Origin of the sequence: Campylobacter sp. FU_520 (genome assembly GCF_025772385.1) — a bacterium.
Classification (GTDB): domain Bacteria; phylum Campylobacterota; class Campylobacteria; order Campylobacterales; family Campylobacteraceae; genus Campylobacter_D; species Campylobacter_D lari_C.
The window spans coordinates 115,764-136,397 of the sequence record NZ_JAKMRZ010000001.1; the positions used below are offsets into that span (position 1 = coordinate 115,764).

The following is a 20,634-nucleotide window of genomic DNA, read 5'->3' on the forward strand; positions in this document are numbered from 1 at the left end:
TTAAGCTTCCTTATTGTGTATAAAATTTTGATTTTAGCAAAAATAAAATCAAAATTTAGTTAAAATTATTGCTACTAAAAAATTTTATAATACTCAAACTAATGTTTAAAGAATGAAAATTAATGAAAAAAAATATTATTTTTAAAAATTTCATCATCAATGCCTTGGGAATTTTATTTTCTAGGATTATGGGTGTTTTAAGAGATATTGTTTTAGCTTTGTACTTAGGAGCTGGAATTTATAGTGATATTTTCTTTGTGGCTTTAAAAATGCCTGCTTTTTTTAGAAGAATTTTTGCAGAAGGGGCTTTTGGACAAGCTTTTTTACCAAGTTTTTTAAAAGCAAGTAAAAAAGGTGCTTTTTGTATAAATGTCTTATTACAATTTAGTATAATTGTTTTTTTAACCTGTGTTTTAGTGAGTTTTTTTGCTGAATTTTTTACAAAGATTTTTGCCTTTGGTTTTAACAAAGAAACGATCATTCTAGCTGCGCCTTTAGTTTCTATTAATTTTTGGTATTTGTTTTTTATTTTTTTAGTAACTTTTTTAGGCTCTTTGTTAAATTATAAACAAAATTTTTTCATCACTTCTTTTTCTGCTTCATTTTTTAATCTTTTTGTTGTGATTGCAGGATTTTTTGTCACTCAAGATAAACCTTTAGAAGCTTTGTATTATTTTTCGTATGCGACTGTTTTAAGTGGTCTAGCTCAACTTATATGGCATATTTTTGCTTTAAAAAATACTAAAATTTTAAAAAGCATGTATTTAAGCATAAAACTTAAAAAAACAAAGACTAATTTAGATAAATTTCATTCTACTTTTACTCATGGACTTTTAGGCTCTTCAGCAAATCAAATTAGTTCATTATTAGATACTACTATAGCTAGTTTTTTAATGGCTGGAAGTATTTCGTATTTGTATTATTCTAATAGAGTTTTTCAGCTTCCTTTAGCTCTTTTTGCAATCGCTCTAAGTCAAGTAAGTTTTCCCAAAATACTAAGACATTTAAAAGCAAATGAAGAACAAAAAGCCTTAGCTTTTATGCAAAAAGCTTTTGAGTATTTAAGCGTGCTTTTGATTTTAGCTAGTATAGTGGGGATTATTTTAGCTAAAGAAATTGTGGAGTTTTTATTTCAAAGAGGAAATTTTAATCAAGAAGATACAAAAATCACTGCATTTTTATTACAAGCTTATCTTTTAGGACTTTTACCTTTTGGTTTGCAAAAACTTTTTTCTTTATGGCTTTATGCTAAATTTAAACAAAAAATAGCCGCTATAATAGCCTTTAAAACACTTTTTATATCAGCATTTTTTAGCATAGTGATTATTTTACTTATTAAAGAAGAAGCTTATAAGAGCTTAGGTATTGCACTAGCTTCATCTATTAGTGCTTTTTATTTATTATATGCTAATATTAAAGAATTTGGCTTTAAAAATCTTTGGGGTATTTTTAGGGTTAAATTTTGGCTTATTAGCATAGTATTTTTAAGTTTATTTGCTTTAGGCTTATTTGAAATTAAAGATATTTTAATACAATTTTTAATTGGAATTTATCATTTTTTTAAAGGTTTGTTTTAATGGTTTTTTTTGATAGTGTTTTAAAGAAAAAATGCGAATTTATTTCACATGAGGCAAAAAAAGCAAATATTTATCTATGCGGGCCTACTGTATATGATGATGCGCATTTAGGACATGCAAGAAGTAGCGTGTGTTTTGATTTTTTAAGAAGAGTTTTGCTAGCAAATGATTATGAAGTGGTTTTTGCTAGAAATTACACTGATATTGATGATAAAATCTTAAAAAAAATGCAAGAGAGTGGTAAAAGTTTAGAAGAAATTACAAATTTTTATATTAAAAGATATGAAGAGGATATGCAAGCGCTTAATATCTTAGAACCTGATTTTAAACCAAAAGCTACAGCTTATATTGAGCAAATGATTATATATATAGAAAAACTTTTAGAATTAAACCTAGCTTATAAACTTGAAGATGGAATTTATTTTGATACTAGCAAAGATGATAAATACTTTTATATCTCTAAAAGAAATTTAGAAGATAATCAATCACGCCTAGAAGAAAGCGTGGCTAAAAAAAATGATAGTGATTTTGTTTTATGGAAATTTGATGAAAAATTTTATCCTGCAAGTTTTGGCAAAGGAAGACCAGGTTGGCACACAGAATGTGTTGTGATGATAGAAAGTATTTTTAAAGATAAACTTGACATTCATGCAGGGGGTATAGATTTGCTTTTTCCTCATCATGAAAACGAAGCTTGTCAGTGTCGTTGTAAAAACAATCATGAATTAGCTAATTTTTGGTTACACAATGGCTTTGTACAAATTAATGGTGAAAAAATGAGCAAAAGCTTGGGAAATAGCTTTTTTCTAAAAGATTCTTTAAAACTTTTTAGTGGAGAGGTTTTGAGATTTTATCTTTTAAGTGTGCATTATAGAGCGCATTTTAACTATGCTTTAGAAGACTTACAAGCTGCTAAAAAAAGACTTGATAAATTTTATCGCTTAAAAAAACGCTTAAATTTAAATGCTTTTATAGATGAAAAAATTACCATAGAAAGTGAAGTAGCTAAAAATATCTTAGAAGTTTTAAATGATGATTTAAATGCCTCTAAAGCCTTAGCTTTACTTGATGAGTTTATCAATGAAAGTAATATTTATTTAGATAAAAACCTAAAAGACAAAGCTTATAAAATACAATTAGAAAAAACCTTAAAAGAACTTGCTTTTATTTTTGGTATAGGCTTCATAGATACCATAAAATATTTTCAATTTGGCATTAGTAAAGAAAAATGTCAAGAAATAGAAGAAAAAATCACTCTACGCAATAAGGCAAAACAAGAAAAAAACTATGCCTTAGCAGATCAAATTCGTGATGATTTAGCTAAAGAGAATATTCTTTTAATGGATACACCAAATGGTGTGGTATGGGAGAAAAATGGATAAAAATTACAAAGAAATGAAGCTTAAAGAAGTTTTTACTCGCTTTAAGCCTTATTATAAAGAGTATTGGTTTTATTTTGTTTTGGCTATTATTGGCATGCTTTTAACTAGTGGTGGTACAGCAGCTAGTGCATACATCATAGAGCCTATTTTAAATAAAATTTTTATAGAAAAAAATGCTCAATTGCTTTATTATATGCCTTTATTGGTGATTTTAATTTATGCTTTAAAAAATCTTGGTGCTTATATGCAAGTTTATTATATATCTTATGTTGGGACAGATATTTTAAGAAGATTAAGAGAATTAGTTCTTGGCAATCTTTTGCGCTTAGATATGAGTTTTTTTCATAAATACAGAAGCGGAGAATTAATCAGTAGGTGCACTTCTGATATTGGAGCATTACAAAATATAGTTTCTACTATCATACCTGAAATTTTAAGAGAAAGTTTAACTGCAATTGGACTTTTAAGTGTGGTGATTTATCAAAGCCCAAAGCTTGCTTTTTTTGCTTTAGTAATTTTGCCTTTAGCAATTTACCCTCTTGCTATTTTTGCTAAAAAAATCAAAAAAATAGGACGCAATACCCAAGAAAAAAATTCTGATCTTACTTCAAGATTAAGCGAAATCTTTTCTAATATAGAACTTATTAAAGCTTCTAATGCAGGTAAAAATGAAATGCAAAAATTCAGCCAAACTAATAGTGAAGTTTGTAAGCTTTCCTTAAAAGGCATTAGAATCGAAGCTTTGAGCAGTCCTTTAATGGAATCTATGGGTTCAATTGGCTTTGCAATAGTAATTATAATAGGTGGTAAAGAAGTAATCGATGGAAGTTTAAGCATAGGTTCTTTTTTTAGCTTTACTACAGCTTTATTTATGGCTTATACTCCTATTAAAAGACTTTCTTCACTTTATACAAGATTGCAAAATGCAGTAGCAGCAAGTGAGAGAACTTTTTATCTAACTGATTTAGAACCACAAATTAAAGGTGGCGATGAAAAACTTACAGAAAATATCCAAAATATCCATTTTAAAAATGTTTCTTTAAGCTATCAAAAAGATAAAATGGTATTAAAAGATGTAAATTTTTCTTTTAATAAAGGAGAAATTCTAGCCTTAGTTGGATCAAGTGGTGGAGGAAAATCTTCTATTATTAATCTTTTGATGTATTTTTTTGAAAAAGATAGTGGTGAAATTTTAATCAATCAAAAAGATATTAGTTCTTTTGACATTTTTAGCTTAAGAGAAAATATCTCTTTGGTAACTCAAAATATTTATATATTTAATGACACTATAGCTCAAAATATTGCTTATGCTAAAGAATACGATGAAGCACGTGTAATAGAGGTTTTAAAACAAGCTAATGCCTATGATTTTGTTCAAGAGCTTGGTGGTATACATACTGAATTAAAAGAACATGGGAAAAATCTCTCAGGTGGGCAAAAACAACGCATTGCTATAGCAAGGGCTTTATACAAAAATCCTCAAATTTTAATTTTTGATGAAGCAACCTCAGCACTTGATAATGAAAGTGAAAAAGCCATAGTAAAAACTATAGAAAGCTTAAAAAAAGATCGCTTAATACTCATCATCGCTCATAGACTTAGCACCATAGAAAACGCTGATAAAATTGCTGTACTTGATAAAGGAAAAATAGCTTCTATAGGAAATGATGCTTATTTAATGAAAAATTGTGAAATTTATCAAAAATTAAAACAAAAAGTACAAAAAACTGATAAAGTTAATGAAAATGAAAACTAAGAATTATCATTTTTTTAGTACAATATGCTATTTTGTAAAAAAGGAAAAATATGACCTATGAAAGCTTAAAACCTTTAATATATAAATTAGATCCAGAAAATGCTCATGCTTTAGTTGAATTTAGTATGCGAACGCTAGATTGCATATTTCCTGGGGGGCTTAGTTTTTTTGCAAAAGATTGTGTGATAAATGATGAAATTTTAAATCAAGAAATTTTTAATCTAAATTTTTATAACCCTGTGGGCTTAGCAGGTGGCTTTGATAAAAATGCAACTATGATAAGACCGCTAAGTGCTTTAGGTTTTGGCTTTTTAGAATATGGAACTTTCACCCCAAAACCTCAAAATGGTAATGAAAAACCTAGACTTTTTAGACTTGTTGAGCAAGAAAGTATTCAAAATGCTATGGGTTTTAACAATAAAGGTAAAGATGCTATCGCGAAAGAAGTAAAAAAAGTCTATCCTTTTAGTATACCTTTAGTGGCAAATATAGGCAAAAACAAAATCACTCCAAATGAAGAAGCTATTAATGATTATATTATTTTATTAAAAGAATTTAAAGATTTATGTGATTTGTTTGTGATTAATATATCCTCTCCAAATACCAAAAAATTAAGAGATTTACAAAGCGAGGAATTTGTAAGCACTTTATTTAATCAAGCAAAACAAATCACAAATAAACCTGTGATTTTAAAAATTGCTCCAGATATGAATATAGATAGCGCAATTTCACTTTGCAAAAGTGCTATTAGTGCAAAAGCTGATGGTATTATCATGGCAAATACTAGTATAGATTATTCTTTGATTGATAATGCAAGAACTTTTGGTGGAATTAGTGGTAGATTAATCACCCAAAAAAGTGCGACATTTTTTAAAGAAGTAGCTAAAGAAATTTATCAAGATACTATTTTAATAGCAAGTGGAGGCATAGATAGTGCCGAACTTGCTTATGAGCGCATTAAAAACGGGGCTAGTTTGGTTCAAATTTATACAGCTATGATTTTTAAAGGACCAAGTATTGTTAAAAATATCAATCAAGGTTTAATTGAGCTTTTAAAACAAGATGGTTTTAATCATATTAGTCAAGCTATAGGAGTTAATTTTAAATGATTAATTATAAAAAAATCACCCTTGAAAATGAACTTGAAATTTATACTTTACCTGTAAATAAAAAAAGCGGGGTTATAAGTGTAGATATTTTTTATAAAGTTGGTTCAAGAAATGAAAAAATGGGAAAAAGTGGCATAGCTCATATGCTTGAACATTTAAATTTTAAAAGTACAAAAAATTTAAAAGCGGGTGAATTTGATGAAATAGTCAAAGGTTTTGGTGGAGTGGATAATGCAAGCACGGGCTTTGACTATACACATTATTTTATAAAATGCTCTAGTGAAAATTTAGATAAGTCTTTATGGCTTTTTGCTGAATTAATGCGTAATTTAAATTTAAAAGATGATGAGTTTCAGCCTGAAAGAAATGTAGTTTTAGAAGAAAGGCGTTGGAGAACTGATAACAATCCTTTGGGATATTTGTATTTTAGATTATACAATCATGCCTTTTTACACCATCCATATCACTGGACCCCGATAGGCTTTTTTAAAGATATACAAAATTGGAAAATAGAAGATATACAAGATTTTCATCAAACTTTTTATCAACCCAAAAATGCTATTTTGCTTGTGAGTGGTGATATTAACGAAGATGAAGTATTTGCTTTAGCTAAAAAACATTTTCAAGATATAAAAAACACCAAAGAAATTCCTATAGTTCATGAAAAAGAACCTGAACAAGATGGTGCTAAACGCGTGATCTTGCACAAAGAAAGCGATACGCAACTACTAGCACTTGCATATAAAATTCCTGCATTTAACCATGAAGATATGCCAAAACTTTGTGCTTTAAGTGAACTTTTAGGAAATGGAAAAAGTTCTTTAATAAGTGAAATTTTAATAGATAAATTAGAATTAATCAATGAATTTTATGCTTATGCAAGCGAAAATATAGATGAGAATTTATTTATATTTATTTGTGTTTGCAATGAAGGTATAAAAGCAGAAGATGTTGAAAAAAAGCTTTTAAAAATTCTTGAAGATGTAAAAAATGCTAAATTTGATGATACTATCATGGAAAAAATCAAGAATACTGTAAAAAGTGATTTTATCTTTTCACTAAGCAATGCAAGTAGCGTTGCAAATATTTATGGCTCTTATCTTGCAAAAGGTGATTTAAAGCCTTTGCTTGATTATGAAAAAAATATAGAAAATCTAAGCAAAGATGATTTAATTCATTGTGCTAAAAAATACTTCAATGAAAACAAATCTACTACAATAATCTTAAAAAAGGGGTGAAAATGGACAATAAAATCATCATAGGAGCAATGACAGCTTTAATAACTCCATTTAAAAATGGAAAATTAGATGAACAAACTTACCACAAACTCATCAAAAGACAAATAGCAAATGGGATTGATGCGGTAGTGCCTGTTGGAACAACCGGAGAAAGTGCCACCTTAACCCATGAAGAACATAGAATTTGTATAGAAATAGCACTAGATGCTTGCAAGGGAAGTTCTTGTAAGGTTTTAGCAGGAGCAGGAAGCAATGCTACGCATGAGGCTGTAAGTTTGGCTAAGTTTGCACAAGAACATGGAGCCGATGGAATTTTAAGCGTTACTCCATATTATAACAAACCCACACAAGAAGGTTTGTATTTACATTATAAAGAAATAGCAAAAAGCATAGACATACCCGTGCTTTTATATAACGTGCCAGGAAGAACAGGTTGTGAACTTCAAACAGAAACCATAATAAGATTATTTAGAGATTGTGAAAATATTTATGGGGTAAAAGAAGCTAGTGGGAGCATTGATAAATGCGTTGATTTACTAGCACATGAGCCTAGAATGATGCTTTTAAGCGGAGAAGATGCGATTAATTATCCTATACTTTCAAATGGTGGTAAAGGTGTGATTTCAGTTACTTCAAATTTACTTCCTGATATGATTTCAAAATTAACTCATCTAGCTTTAGAAGAAAAATACATTGAAGCTAAAAAAATTAATGATGAGTTGTATAATATCAATAAAATTTTATTTTGCGAAAGCAATCCTATACCTATTAAAGCAGCAATGTATATAGCAGGTTTAACCCCTACTTTAGAATATCGTTTGCCACTTTGTAAACCTAGTGATTGCAATTTAGCAAAAATAGAAGCGATTATGAAAAACTATAATATCAAAGGATTTTAATGGATACTTTTTTTCAAAATAAAACTTTAGTAATTAGCGGCGGAACAAGAGGAATTGGTAAAGCTATTGTATATGAGTTTGCAAAAGCAGGAGCTAATGTAGCTTTTACTTATAATTCTAATGCAGATTTAGCTCAAGAAATTGTAAAAGATTTAGAAAATAACTATAAAATCAAAGCAAAGGCTTATGAGTTTAACATACTTGAACCAGAAACTTATAAAGACTTATTTGAAAAAATCGATCAAGATTTTGACAGAATAGATTTTTTCATCTCTAATGCTATTATCTCAGGTCGTGCCGTTGTAGGTGGATATACTAAATTTATGAAATTAAAACCTCGTGGAATAAATAATATTTTCACAGCAACTGTAAATGCTTTTGTTGTTGGAGCACAAGAAGCAGCAAAAAGAATGGAAAAAGTTGGTGGAGGTAGTATATTATCTATTTCTTCAACAGGAAATTTAGTACATATTGAAAACTATGCAGGACACGGTACAGCAAAAGCAGCAGTTGAGGCTATGGCAAGATATGCTGCAACCGAACTTGGTTCTAAAAACATCCGCGTAAATGTAGTAAGTGGCGGGCCAATTGACACTGATGCGCTTAAGGCATTTACAAATTATGAAGAAGTTAAAAATGCAACTATTAATCTTAGTCCATTAAACCGCATTGGACAACCTCAAGATTTAGCAGGAGCATGTTTATTTTTATGTTCTGATAAAGCAAATTGGATCACAGGACATACCTTAATCGTAGATGGTGGTACCACTTTTAAATGATTCATTACCCCATTTTGGGGTATTTTCTTTAAACACAAGGATTAATAAACAATGAATTTACCCAATATCTTAGCATTTATAAGGATATTATTAGCTCCACTTTTGTTTTTTTTGCTTATTAATGATTTTGAAAATATTCATCCTAGCTGGGTAAATTATTTTGCTTGTGTTGTTTTTTGTATAGCTGCTTTAACTGATTTTTTTGATGGTTACATTGCAAGAACTTGGAATCAAACTACAAAACTTGGAGCCATTATAGATCCACTAGCAGATAAAATGCTTGTTTTGGCTGCTTTTTTAGGATTATTACTCACTCAAAAAGCTGATCCTTGGATGATTTATATTATTTTAGTAAGGGAATTTTTTATAACTGGTTTTCGAGTAGTTATGGTGAGTGAAAAATTTGATGTAAGTGCTTCTTTTGCGGGAAAAATAAAAACAACCTTTCAAATGATAGCCATTATATTTTTAATCATGCAATGGCCTTTTGCTAATACATTGTTATTTATTGCCTTAGTACTTACACTTTATTCAGCTTTTGAATACATACTAGCTTATATAAAACATTTAAAAAAGGTATAATTTGAAATCATATTTATTTTTATTTATCATCTTAGCTATTGGCTTTAAATTTTATTCTTTTAGCTTTTTAATAACACTTTTGGTTATATCTTTTTTAATTTTTTTTCACGAGCTAGGACATTTTTTAGCCGCAAAACATATGAAAGTCGATGTAGAAATTTTTAGTATAGGCTTTGGAAAAGCTGTTTTTAAAAAAACTTACAAAAACACAGAATATCGCTTATCTGCTCTACCTTTTGGTGGTTATGTTAAACTTAAAGGACAAGATGATTTAAATCCTAGTGAAAAAAATTATGAACCAAATAGCTATAACACTCTAAGTCCTCTAGCTAGAATTTACATACTTTTTGCAGGACCATTTTTTAATTTCTTTTTAGCATTTTTGCTTTATATAGCCATAGGTTTTTTAGGTGTGCAAAAACTTGCACCTGTTATTGGCAATATAGCACCAAATTCAGCTGCACAAAAAGCAAATTTACAAATTGGAGATAAAATCCTAGCTATAGATGGAGTTAAAATTCAAAGCTTTGAAGAAATTGGCAAACTTGTACATATAAAACCAACCTTACTTAGTATAGAACGCGATGGTAAACTCATCAACCTCACCCTAACCCCGCAAATTGATCAAGGTTATAATGAGTTTTATCAAAAAGTTCAAAAACCACTAATTGGCATAGCACCTAAGGGTGAGTTTGTTACTATTTATCATCCAGGAATTAGTAGTTTAAAATACGCTTATGAAGAAAGTATAGAGGCTTCTTTGCTTATTTTTAAAGGCCTTGCTAAAATCATCAGCGGGGAGTTAGACGCTAAAAACATGGGTGGAATCATCACTATGGTAGATATAACCTCCAAAGCAGCAAACACCGGCATAGTGGTTTTATTTTTAATCACAGCTTTAATTTCTATCAACCTTGGAGTATTAAATTTACTTCCTATCCCAGCGCTAGATGGAGGACATATACTTTTTAACCTTTATGATTTAATCTTTAAAAAAGAAGTACCAAAAGTATGTTTTGAATATCTTAGTTATTTTGGCATGGCTTTACTTTTAAGTTTAATGGTGTTTGTAACTTATAATGATATTACTCGTTTTATGAACAATTAATAAGTCCTAGTAGCAAAATCATAACGGTTAAATTCGCCTATATTGTTTTTACGGTAAAAGCTATTGTAAAATTGTTTACTTAAACTTTGCTCATAATTTAGTCTAAATCTTACCCACATTGCTGTTTGATCTTTGGCGTTAGTTTTTTCATCTTGATAATTAAGTGATAAATCTAAAATAGAAATTGGAGAATAAGTAATGTTATATTGGTTTTGTAATTCTTTTATATTAGAATTTACATTTAAAACATTCAAATATGGCAAGTCAAACACAACTCCAAGTTCTGTACTATCATCACTATCGTTTTCTTTGATCTTATAATGATTAGCATATGCTTTAAAATAATGACTAAACTGCAATTCAGCGCCAAAGCTATTCTTAGTATAAGCTTCTTTATATTGATCATTAAAATAATTAAAACCAAAATTAAACTCATCAAATTCATAACGATTAATAAGTCCTAAAGAATATGCCTGCTCTGCTTGATCTATTCTTGCTTGTTTTTCTAAAAGTAAGGTAGCATTATCATAATCTAATATCGAATTGATATTTTTTATATTAACACTCAAAGCATTGTAGTCTAAACTTGCTTCTGTTTTATCTTTAGAACTTAAATTTAAAACTTGCCCTAAAGATTTACTAGCAAAGGATCCAAAATCAACATTTTGGGCTTGATATTCTTGTGGTTTTTGAAAAAATACTTGCTTAGAAACTGTATTTGTTTTTTGCTCTTTGCTAACATTAGCCTCACCCTCACCTAAGCTTTCTTCTAAATTTAAAGCAAATGCATTTATGCATATACAGCTTAAAAAAATGTATTTTTTCACTCAACCTCTAATGTATTATTTTATAAAGATACAAAATTCCACATTTATCATGAAATATTGCTAACTCTATATTTATAATAGCATTATATTTTTACAATATAGCTAATAGCATTTCAAACAAAAAAACTACTTGTTATAAAATTTTTCCTTTTTTTAGCATTCTGATTAAAAATCTAGTAGGATGAGTAGCATATAAAAAATCTTTTTCTATTTTTGGTTCATCAAAGATTAATGCACTAAGCATTCTAGCTCCAATAATAGCACTAGCAAAAGCCCTAGATCCATGAGCAATAGAAAAATACAAAGGAATAAAATCATTTGGCTCTACTTGACTTTTATTTTTATGCCATAAAAGTGCCTTATAATTTTGCATATAAAAATTTTCATCATAAGCTTGACCTATTATGGAAAATCTATCACTAGAATATGATCTAAATCCTACTTTTCCGCCCATAATTTCTAAATTTTCAACATGCAAAAACTCTTTTATATTTTCAATATTTTGCAAATCATCATTTTTTAAAAGCGTTATATCTTGATTAAGTCTATCATAACTTGCACCAATAAGTTGCAAATTTAATTCTTCATTGATAGGACAAATATAACCTTTTGAAGATAAAGCATGAGAATTTTTTAAAAATGGTTTTAAATGAGTGCATTGCCCTCTAACACTGCTTAATTTCATATATTTATACTCTAAAAAATTCTTAACATCAGCACCTTGAGCATAAATTAACACATCATAATCTTTTAATGTTTTTTGATTATTAAATTGCAAAGAAAACTTTTCATTTTCATAAGAATAATCTTTAAATTCATACTCAAAAAACACCCTAGCCTTGCTTTTTTGTAAAAGTGTTTTCACAAGCTCTTGGGGTTTTATGCAAGCTCCATCTTTTAAAAAAGCTTGGTTGTTAATAATTTCAAATAAAACATTATTTTTTTGACTATCAAAACGCTCTTGCATAAGCTCATTATGAGCAAATTCATAAACTCCTTGAGGAATTAAACCTAAAATTTGCCTATAAAATCTACTAGCCTCTAAAAAAGCATATTGTGAAAACTCACCCAATAATACATCAGGTTTTAAAATCAAAGAGCTTAAAATTCCATTAATATTTCCAGAAGCACCTTTTCCTAATGAATTCTCTTTTTCAAAAACATCTACCTGAATATTTCTTAAAGAAAGCTCATAAGCTATACTAGCTCCGGCTATACCTGCTCCGATGATGGCTATTTTTTGTATCTCTTTTTTCAAACACGGAGTGTTAAAATAAGCAAATTTATCTTCAAACTCAAGGCCATTAAAAATAGCCTGTATCATTTCTCTTTTTTTAAAACCTTTGATCTTTTGTACTTGAAAATTATTATTAATTAAAGCTTTTTTTAAAATGCTTGCAGAAGAAAAGGTTAAAATCTTGGCATTTATTTTTGAATTTTTAGCAACTTTGTTTATAATATCCTCATCAAACATCTCTTGATTTTTAGCAGGAGCAAAACCATCTAGATACCAAATATCAGCTTTAAAGTCTAAATTTTGTAACTTTTCTTTAGCATTACCAAATACCAAGTCTAAAAAACAATCTTGAAAATAAAATCTATAAACTCCATCTTTACATGGGGGATAAAATTTTAAAAACTGTTCTAAAAGCTCTTCAAATTCCTCATAAAAACCAAGATTTTTATAAATTTCTCTTAATGTTTCTTTTTCTATATAAAAATTTTCAAAACTAAGATAAAATAGTCTTTGATTTTCTTTTTTTTCCTTTATAAAACGCCTTAAAGTAAGGAAAAAATTTAAACCTATACCAAAACCAAGCTCTGCAATGATAGTTTGTTTTGTTTGAAATTCAAAAGCATTAGTATAGATAAATTCACTCTCACTTAAACCATCGCTAGAATTAAAATAATAATCATCAAAATCCAAAGAAAAAGGTGCATTGTTTTTAATGGTAATATTTGCTTTTTTCATTGATTTTTATAAAAATAACTCTCTATACCATTAGCAATACCAATGGCTAATAATTCTTGGAAATTTTTATTTGTTAATCTATTTCTTTCGCTAGGATGACTAATATAACCTGTTTCAATCAATATAGCAGGCATTTGCGCTCCCACTAAAACCCAAAAAGGAGCTTCCCTAACCCCACCATCCACAACTTTATATTTTTTTCTTACATTACTTAAAATCTTTTTTTGTACATCGATAGCCAATTTATTTGAAGCAACTATTTTTTCACGGTTTAAAAAATTTAAAAAGGTTTGTTTAGAAAAATAATTCATCTCTTCAAAATCGGATTGATTTTCCAATTCAGCAGCTTTTTTACTTCTTTCGCTTCTTGCAGGCGATAAGAAGAAAGTTTCAATACCTTGTAAAGTTTTAGCTCTTTGTTTATTTGGAGCCGCATTAGCATGGATAGAAATAAACAAATCTGCCATTTTTTCATTAGCCATAGAAGTTCTATCTCTTAAGTTTATAAATTTATCCGTACTTCTAGTATAATAAATTCTATATCCGCGTTTTTTAAGCTCATTACCAAGCTTTAAAGCCACGCTTAAAACTACATCTTTTTCTCTAACACCCTTATCACCCAAAGTACCTGGATCTTTACCTCCATGACCTGGGTCAATTACTATGATTTTACCTGATTTTTTAATGGTAGTTTTTGACGTTTTTGAAGTAGTTTTTGTTGGTGTTTTTTTAGCCTTTTTTTCAAAGCCTATAAATAATTCCTCATCGTCTAAATCAAGATTAGTTTTAAAATCACTAGTAGAATTTAAAACAACTCTTACTGTAGTTTTATTAAACTGCACTATTGTGATGGATTGATTTTTATTGATATCGATTTTTTTTCTATCACCTTCTAAAATAGCTTCAAAACTCACAATAGAGCGATATGTTTTACCATCTTTAAAAGAATTGATTTTAATATCTTCAATATCAATATCATTGTTTAATTTCAAATTAATACCATTTTTATCTTTACTTGATTTTAAAATATATAAAGGCTCTTTTTTAACTTCTGTTTTTTTGACTTCATTTTGTTTTTTAACTATAGGTTTGGGTTCTTCTTTTTTTTCTACTTTTTCAAGCCCCATAAAAAGACTTTGTTCTTTAAGCTCTATTTTGATCTTTAATTCTTTTTTTGAGCTTAAGACCAAACGCATACTTGTTGGGTTAAATTGCGACACAATAATATCAAAATCTTTAAATTCAAAAGTTCTCTTAGGTCCTTTTAAAATTCCATCAAAATCTGCAACATAACGAAAATTCTTATCACCTTTGAGAGTAAAGTTTTTAATGTCTTTTTGGCTGATTTTTTCACTCAAATCAAGTAAGATGCCATTGTCTAATTTTTTAACATCAAGCACAAAAAGCTCTTTTTGCACCGGAGCTTTTTTATCTTCTTTTTTATCTTCTTTTTTATCTTCTTTTTTATCTTCTTTTTTATCTTCTTTTTTATCTTCTTTTTTATCTTCTTTTTTATCTTCTTTTTTATCTTCTTTTTTATCTTCTTTTTTATTAATAGGTGATGTGACATTAGTTTCAATTTTTGTTTGTTCTTTTTTTATTTTTTGATCTTGTATAACTTTTAAAGCGTTTTTTAAACGTGAAATTTCTTCTTCACTTACTCCGCTTTCTTTAAGCTCTTGCACATAAGCTCTATCATCAAAACCTAAAGAATTTGAACTTATGATTAATCTTTTTAAAATCTCATTTTTTTCTTCATTATTATCATTAATCACACTTTGTATATACAAAGATTTTAATTGCTGGTGCAATTGTAGTTTTTCTTCTGAATTAGAAGTTAAAAAATTTTGATCAAATTTCTTAACTTCTGCATTAGCAAAAACACTAAGATAAAATAATAAAAAAATAAAAAATATTCTAAGCATCTTCACCATTAACTAATTTTTTCATTAGCTCTTCTACACTAATAAGCTTATCTAGTCTATATCCATTAGCCCCTGTAAAAAATAAGCCTGTTTCTTTTTTACCACTCCAAGCATCATATAATCTATCTGCTATACAATAACCCACCTTAGTAGCTTCCTTGCCTCTACCGCATGGTGCAACACAATTACTCACACAAGAAATTTTTGGCCCCATTCTTTTATCTACTAAATTTAAAAGGTTAGTTCTTACCCCTCTTGCAGGATAGCCAACTGGAGATTTTAAAAGCTCAATATCTTCTTTTTTACAATCTAGCAATACTTGTTTAAAATCATCACTCGCATCACATTCAAAAGTTCCTATAAAGCGAGTTCCCATTTGAACGCCACTTGCCCCTAAAGACATCATTTTTTCTATATCTTGCTTATCCCAAATTCCACCTGCAGCGATTAATGGTATATTTCCCCAGTTTTTAATTTCTTGTGCAACTTGTGGTACTACATTTTCTAATTGATATTCATCCATTAAGCATTGCTCATAAGTAAAACCTTGATGTCCTCCACTTTTTGGTCCTTCAACTATAACTGCATCAGGCAAGCGATTATATCTACTTTGCCATCTTTTGCAAATAATTTTTAAAGCCTTAGCTGATGATACAATAGGCACCAAAGCAACATCTGGATAATCTTGTGTAAATTCAGGTAAATTTGTAGGAAGTCCTGCTCCTGAAACTATCACATTAAAACCAACTTCACAAGCATTGCGTGCAATTTGCGCATAATTATTACTTGCATATAAAATATTACAGCCCAAAGGCGCATCTTTGCAAACCTTTCTAGCATTATCTATCAAGGCTTTTAAGCCTGCTTTTGAGTAAAAATTATCACTGCCATAAGGTTTTGCATTAAACTCTTTGTCTATATGTGTTCTATTTTCATAATATCCAGTTCCTACTGAAGAAATAATCCCTAATCCACCATTTAAAGAAACCGCAGAAGCAAGTTTATCCCAACTTATACCAAGCCCCATACCACCTTGAAAAATAGGATATTTTATCTCATGCTTTCCAATTTTTAAAGCTTTAAAACTCATCATATTACCTTTAATTTTGCAAATTTTCTTTTTCCAACTTGTAAAATATATTCACCGCTTTCTAGTTGGTATTGTTCATCTTGAACTTTTTCTCCATTAACACTTACTGCATTAGAATTAATCAATCTTCTAGCTGCTGAAGTAGAGCTTTCCATTTTACACTCTACTATAGCTTTTGCAAGCCAAATACTACCTTCTAAGGTAAAGCTTGGCATATCACTAGGAAGCTCTTTTGCACTATGAACTTTATCAAATTCTTCCTTAGCTTTTAGCGCACATTCGCTTGAGTGAAAACGTGCAGTAATTTCTAAAGCTAAATTTTCCTTAGCTTTTTTAGGATGCAATGAACCATTTTTAATATCATCTTTTATTTGTGAAATTTCATTTAAGCTTTTTTCACTTAAAAGCTCATAATATCTAAACATTAACTCATCACTTATACTCAAAACCTTAGCATACATATCTTTGGCATTTTCAGTCACACCGATATAATTTCCCAAGCTTTTACTCATTTTATTTACACCATCAAGGCCTTCAAGCAATGGCATCATCATCACCGCTTGTTCTTTTTGACAATTATATACTCTTTGAAGCTGTCTACCCATTAAAAGATTAAACTTTTGATCCGTTCCACCCATTTCTATATCACTTTTTAATGCAACGCTATCATAACCTTGCAAAAGTGGATACAAAAACTCACAAATTGATATAGGACTTTGTTCTTTAAAACGCTTAGTAAAATCATCTCTTTCAAGCATTCTAGCAACGCTAAAAGTCGACGTAAGCTCTACTATACCAGCAGCACCAAGCTCATTTAGCCATTTAGAATTAAAATGAATTTGAGTTTTACTTGGATCTAAAATCTTAAAAACTTGCTCTTCATAAGTTTTGGCATTTTTAAGTACTTCTTCTTTATCAAGCTTTTTTCTTGTAGCACTTTTTCCTGTTGGATCGCCTATTTGAGCAGTAAAATCACCTATTAAAAACTGCACTATAGCTCCATGCTTTTGAAGCAAAGCCATTTTGCTCAAAACCACAGTATGACCCAAATGTAAATCAGCAGCCGTAGGATCAAAACCAGCCTTTACAAAAAAATTTTCACCTTTTTCATAGTAATTTTTTACCAAAGAAACTAATCTTTCCTCATCAATAATTTCTGCTATTCCTCGTTTAATTTCTTTAATAATTTCTTCAATATTCATTACAAAACCTTTTTTTAGTGATTATTATACGCATCATTTAAAGATGTAAAATCTAAAATTTTATATCTAGCTTTTAATCTTTCTTTTGCATTTTCAACATCTACATTATTAGGTAATTCAACCTGCACTTCAAAATAATTTGCCACCACAGGCTCTGAATCAGCTGAATTAATACTTAAAACATTAATTTGCATTTTAGCTAAAGTAGTTAGAAAATCTGCTAAAGAACCTTTTTTATTTTCTATAGAAACGATGATTTTGTAACTTTTTATCGAGCTATCATTCCAAGAAACAAAAACCATTTCTTTATTATCTTCTATCATTTTCATTGCTTGCTCGCAAAGTTTATGGTGTATCGTTGCTCCAGTTGAGTGTCTAAAAGCAATGATTTCATCTCCTCTTTTAGGCCTACAACAATAATCAAAATTAATCGTGGTTATTTTATAGTTAGAACCAATCACTATACTTTCAAATTTTTGCTCATTTTGCTCAAATTTAGCTGCTTGATTTTGCCCTATATATTTTCTAAGAGCTATAATTACCTCTTTAAAATAATTAAAATCCAAGGCAATTTGTCTGAGCTTTTTGTTAAATTTTTCTTTTTCAAGCCACTCTTCTATAAGTTTAGAATCTTTATTAAATACTGTAGATAAAAGATTTATAGCAATTTTATTATTTAATTCTTTTTTCTTTTGCTTACAAAAATCTCTTATACTAGCTCTAGCCTTTCCTGTTTTAACACTATCTATCCAAGAACATCTAAAAAATTCTTCCTCTGAAGTTTCTATACTAACTATATCTCCATTTTTTAACACAGTTAAAAGCGGCACTCTCATACGATTAACAAAAGCAGTTTTTGCATGAAGCCCTACTTTAGTATGAACCTCATATGCAAAATCCAAAGCCGTAGCCCCACGCGGCAAAGTGAAAATCTCACCTTTTGGAGAATATACTGCTATATCCTCAATATATAAACTATCCTTTGCATATTCATAAAGCTCAATAGCATCACAATCTTGTATATTATTTCCTTCTTCTTTGCCATGCATGGAAATATCTGCAAGCCAATCTAAATTTGGTGTTGTTATATTTCCTTCTTTGTATTTCCAATGTGCTGCAACACCAAATTCAGCAGTCTTGTGCATATCAAAGGTGCGAATTTGAGCTTCTATGATATTTTTTGCATCAAAAAGTGTTGTGTGTAAAGTCTGGTAACCATTTTGTTTTGGCAAGGCTATATAATCTTTAAATCTTGAAATTAAAGGATTAAAATGCGTATGTAAAATTCCTAAGGCCAAATAACAATCATAAACTTTTTCTACCAAAATTCTTACACCTAAAAGATCTAAAACTTCATCAAGTCCTACACCTTTTCTTTGCATCTTTAAATAAATAGAATAATTATGTTTAATTCTTTTATGTATAACAAAACTGCCTTGTCTAAAACCATTCTCTAAAAACAGCATTTCTATTTTTGAAATAAATTCATTAAATCCAAGTTGAATTTGTTGATCTTTTGCATTTATATAATTATCAATTTGTGCGTACTCATCAGGTAATAAAAACTTAAAACTTAAATCCTCAAGTAAATTTTTTATACTTGAAATTCCAAGTCTGTGAGCTATAGGTGCATATACTACCAAGGTTTCTTCGCTGATTCTTTTTTGTTTATCTTCTCTTAAAAAATTTAAAGTAAGCATATTGTGCAATCTATCGCAAAGTTTTATTACAAGCACACTCACATCTTCAACACCAGCTAAAAGCATATTTCTAAAAGTCAAAGCAGATTTTGCAAGTTTTTCATTAGAATTAGAGCGTGTAAGATGATCTTCTCTAATACTAACTATCTTGGTCAAACCTTGAACTAATTTGGTTACCTCTTCGCCAAAATTTGCATTTAATTCTTCTTCATTACAATTTGTATCTTCTAACACATCATGCAATAATGCAGCTATGATCATAGACTGCACCGGGCTTAAAAAAGCCACAAAAGAAGCCACTAATATAGGATGAACCGCATATGGTTCCCCACTTTTTCTAAATTGTCCTTCGTGTTTTTGGATACAAAAATCTACTGCTTTTTCTAAAACAGCAGATTGCGGGAAAACCATAAAAAGGATTTCTTTTGCTCTTTGTAAATCCTTACAATTTTTAACATCATCAACAAGTTTATCTAACAATAACTCATCATTTACTAGCTTCAATAAATCCCTCTAAAACGATTTTATCTTCTGCTATTTCATGTAAAGCAATGTCGGTATATTTGTATTTATTTTTATCTAAATTTACCAAAGGTTCTGCACCATTTGCAAGCTCTTCAGCTCTTTTAGCCACTACAAGAGCTAATTTGTATCTATCATCTTTTAGTTTTTTTAATGCTTTTGCAGCTATTTGTTCTACTCTCATTTTTATCCTTAATCTTGATTTTTAACAATAGAGCATAAACTCATATCGCCTTGAATGATTTTTAATAAATTTCCTTCTTTAAACATATTACATACCACGATAGGTAGAGCATTATCTTTAGCTAAAGCTATTGCTGTATCATCCATAACTTTGATATTATCATGTAAAGCTCTTTCATAGCTTAATTCATTTAGCATAATAGCATCATCATATTTTTTAGGATCTTTATCATAAATTCCATCTACTTTAGTCGCTTTAATAATCATATCTGCTTGAATTTCTACCGCTCTTAAAGTTGCAGCAGTATCTGTAGTAAAATAAGGATTACCTGTACCACAAGCAAAAATAACTATACGTCCTTTTTCTAAATGTCTATGCGCTCTTCTCATGATATAAGTTTCACAAAATGCCTCCATTTGAATAGCACTTTGAACCCTTACATCAAGCCCAGCGCTTTCTAATGCTTCTTGCATAGCTATAGAATTAATCACAGTAGCAAGCATACCCATATGATCGCCACTTGTTCTTTTTATAAGTCCATCTCTTGCAGCAGATACCCCTCTAATGATATTTCCACCGCCTATTACTATACCTACTTCAACATTTTCATTAATCAAGCTTTTTATTTCAGAAGCTATGTATTTTAAAATAGAATTTTCTATACCAAACCCATTTTCTCCAGCCAAAGCTTCCCCAGAAAATTTAACCAATACTCTTTTTCTTTTATTGTTCATTAAATTTCTCCTTTGATTTGAAACTATATCAAAATTCGCATTAAAAAA

Annotated in this window: 17 protein-coding genes; 9 read left to right on the plus strand and 8 right to left on the minus strand. The window is 29.2% G+C overall.

What is annotated here, in order from left to right; genetic code table 11:
• Positions 1–122: 122 nt before the first annotated feature.
• From murJ to rseP, 9 genes are read left to right on the plus strand one after another with little or no spacing between them, the layout of a single operon-like run.
• Positions 123–1,577, plus strand: a complete 1,455-nt coding sequence (gene murJ / locus L8W55_RS00650) for a murein biosynthesis integral membrane protein MurJ (protein WP_263676865.1) — start codon at positions 123–125, stop codon at positions 1,575–1,577.
• A complete protein-coding gene (gene cysS / locus L8W55_RS00655; protein WP_263676866.1) occupies positions 1,577–2,959 on the plus strand; it encodes a cysteine--tRNA ligase in 1,383 nt (460 codons plus the stop codon). Before murJ ends, cysS begins: the two co-directional genes overlap by 1 nt.
• Positions 2,952–4,715, plus strand: a complete 1,764-nt coding sequence (locus L8W55_RS00660) for an ABC transporter ATP-binding protein (RefSeq protein WP_263676880.1) — start codon at positions 2,952–2,954, stop codon at positions 4,713–4,715. Before cysS ends, L8W55_RS00660 begins: the two co-directional genes overlap by 8 nt.
• A 50-nt stretch (positions 4,716–4,765) precedes the next feature.
• Positions 4,766–5,824 (plus strand): quinone-dependent dihydroorotate dehydrogenase, encoded by a 1,059-nt coding sequence (locus L8W55_RS00665; protein WP_263676867.1) that lies wholly within the window; start codon positions 4,766–4,768, stop codon positions 5,822–5,824.
• Complete coding sequence (locus L8W55_RS00670) at positions 5,821–7,062, plus strand: M16 family metallopeptidase (RefSeq protein WP_263676868.1); 1,242 nt, start codon at positions 5,821–5,823, stop codon at positions 7,060–7,062. Before L8W55_RS00665 ends, L8W55_RS00670 begins: the two co-directional genes overlap by 4 nt.
• Positions 7,063–7,064: 2 nt before the next feature.
• On the plus strand, positions 7,065–7,961 hold the full coding sequence (gene dapA, locus L8W55_RS00675) for a 4-hydroxy-tetrahydrodipicolinate synthase (protein ID WP_039666865.1): 897 nt from the start codon (positions 7,065–7,067) through the stop codon (positions 7,959–7,961).
• Complete coding sequence (locus L8W55_RS00680) at positions 7,961–8,740, plus strand: enoyl-ACP reductase (protein WP_039628226.1); 780 nt, start codon at positions 7,961–7,963, stop codon at positions 8,738–8,740. Before dapA ends, L8W55_RS00680 begins: the two co-directional genes overlap by 1 nt.
• A gap of 51 nt (positions 8,741–8,791) precedes the next feature.
• On the plus strand, positions 8,792–9,322 hold the full coding sequence (gene pgsA, locus L8W55_RS00685) for a CDP-diacylglycerol--glycerol-3-phosphate 3-phosphatidyltransferase (protein WP_263676869.1): 531 nt from the start codon (positions 8,792–8,794) through the stop codon (positions 9,320–9,322).
• Position 9,323: 1 nt separating this feature from the next.
• On the plus strand, positions 9,324–10,430 hold the full coding sequence (gene rseP, locus L8W55_RS00690) for an RIP metalloprotease RseP (protein ID WP_263676870.1): 1,107 nt from the start codon (positions 9,324–9,326) through the stop codon (positions 10,428–10,430).
• Here the strand turns inward: rseP and L8W55_RS00695 are convergent.
• From L8W55_RS00695 to pyrH, 8 genes are all read right to left on the minus strand, one after another.
• Positions 10,427–11,257 carry a hypothetical protein gene (locus L8W55_RS00695; RefSeq protein WP_263676871.1) on the minus strand — a complete coding sequence of 277 codons (831 nt, stop codon included), beginning with the start codon at positions 11,255–11,257 and terminating at the stop codon, positions 10,427–10,429. The genes rseP and L8W55_RS00695 overlap by 4 nt on opposite strands.
• Before the next feature lie 133 nt (positions 11,258–11,390).
• On the minus strand, positions 11,391–13,229 hold the full coding sequence (mnmC, locus tag L8W55_RS00700; RefSeq protein WP_263676872.1) for a bifunctional tRNA (5-methylaminomethyl-2-thiouridine)(34)-methyltransferase MnmD/FAD-dependent 5-carboxymethylaminomethyl-2-thiouridine(34) oxidoreductase MnmC: 1,839 nt from the start codon (positions 13,227–13,229) through the stop codon (positions 11,391–11,393).
• Positions 13,226–15,154 (minus strand): N-acetylmuramoyl-L-alanine amidase family protein, encoded by a 1,929-nt coding sequence (locus L8W55_RS00705; RefSeq protein WP_263676873.1) that lies wholly within the window; start codon positions 15,152–15,154, stop codon positions 13,226–13,228. The genes mnmC and L8W55_RS00705 overlap by 4 nt, the downstream gene beginning before the upstream one ends.
• Positions 15,147–16,244 carry a nitronate monooxygenase gene (locus L8W55_RS00710; RefSeq protein ID WP_263676874.1) on the minus strand — a complete coding sequence of 366 codons (1,098 nt, stop codon included), beginning with the start codon at positions 16,242–16,244 and terminating at the stop codon, positions 15,147–15,149. The genes L8W55_RS00705 and L8W55_RS00710 overlap by 8 nt, the downstream gene beginning before the upstream one ends.
• On the minus strand, positions 16,244–17,446 hold the full coding sequence (tyrS, locus tag L8W55_RS00715; protein WP_039641210.1) for a tyrosine--tRNA ligase: 1,203 nt from the start codon (positions 17,444–17,446) through the stop codon (positions 16,244–16,246). Before tyrS ends, L8W55_RS00710 begins: the two co-directional genes overlap by 1 nt.
• Positions 17,447–17,460: 14 nt before the next feature.
• Complete coding sequence (locus L8W55_RS00720) at positions 17,461–19,650, minus strand: RelA/SpoT family protein (RefSeq protein WP_263676875.1); 2,190 nt, start codon at positions 19,648–19,650, stop codon at positions 17,461–17,463.
• Entirely contained in the window at positions 19,634–19,852 is a 219-nt protein-coding gene (locus L8W55_RS00725; RefSeq protein ID WP_039618002.1) for a DNA-directed RNA polymerase subunit omega, read from the minus strand. Before L8W55_RS00725 ends, L8W55_RS00720 begins: the two co-directional genes overlap by 17 nt.
• Before the next feature lie 8 nt (positions 19,853–19,860).
• Positions 19,861–20,586 carry a UMP kinase gene (pyrH, locus tag L8W55_RS00730; RefSeq protein ID WP_039628219.1) on the minus strand — a complete coding sequence of 242 codons (726 nt, stop codon included), beginning with the start codon at positions 20,584–20,586 and terminating at the stop codon, positions 19,861–19,863.
• Positions 20,587–20,634: the final 48 nt, after the last annotated feature.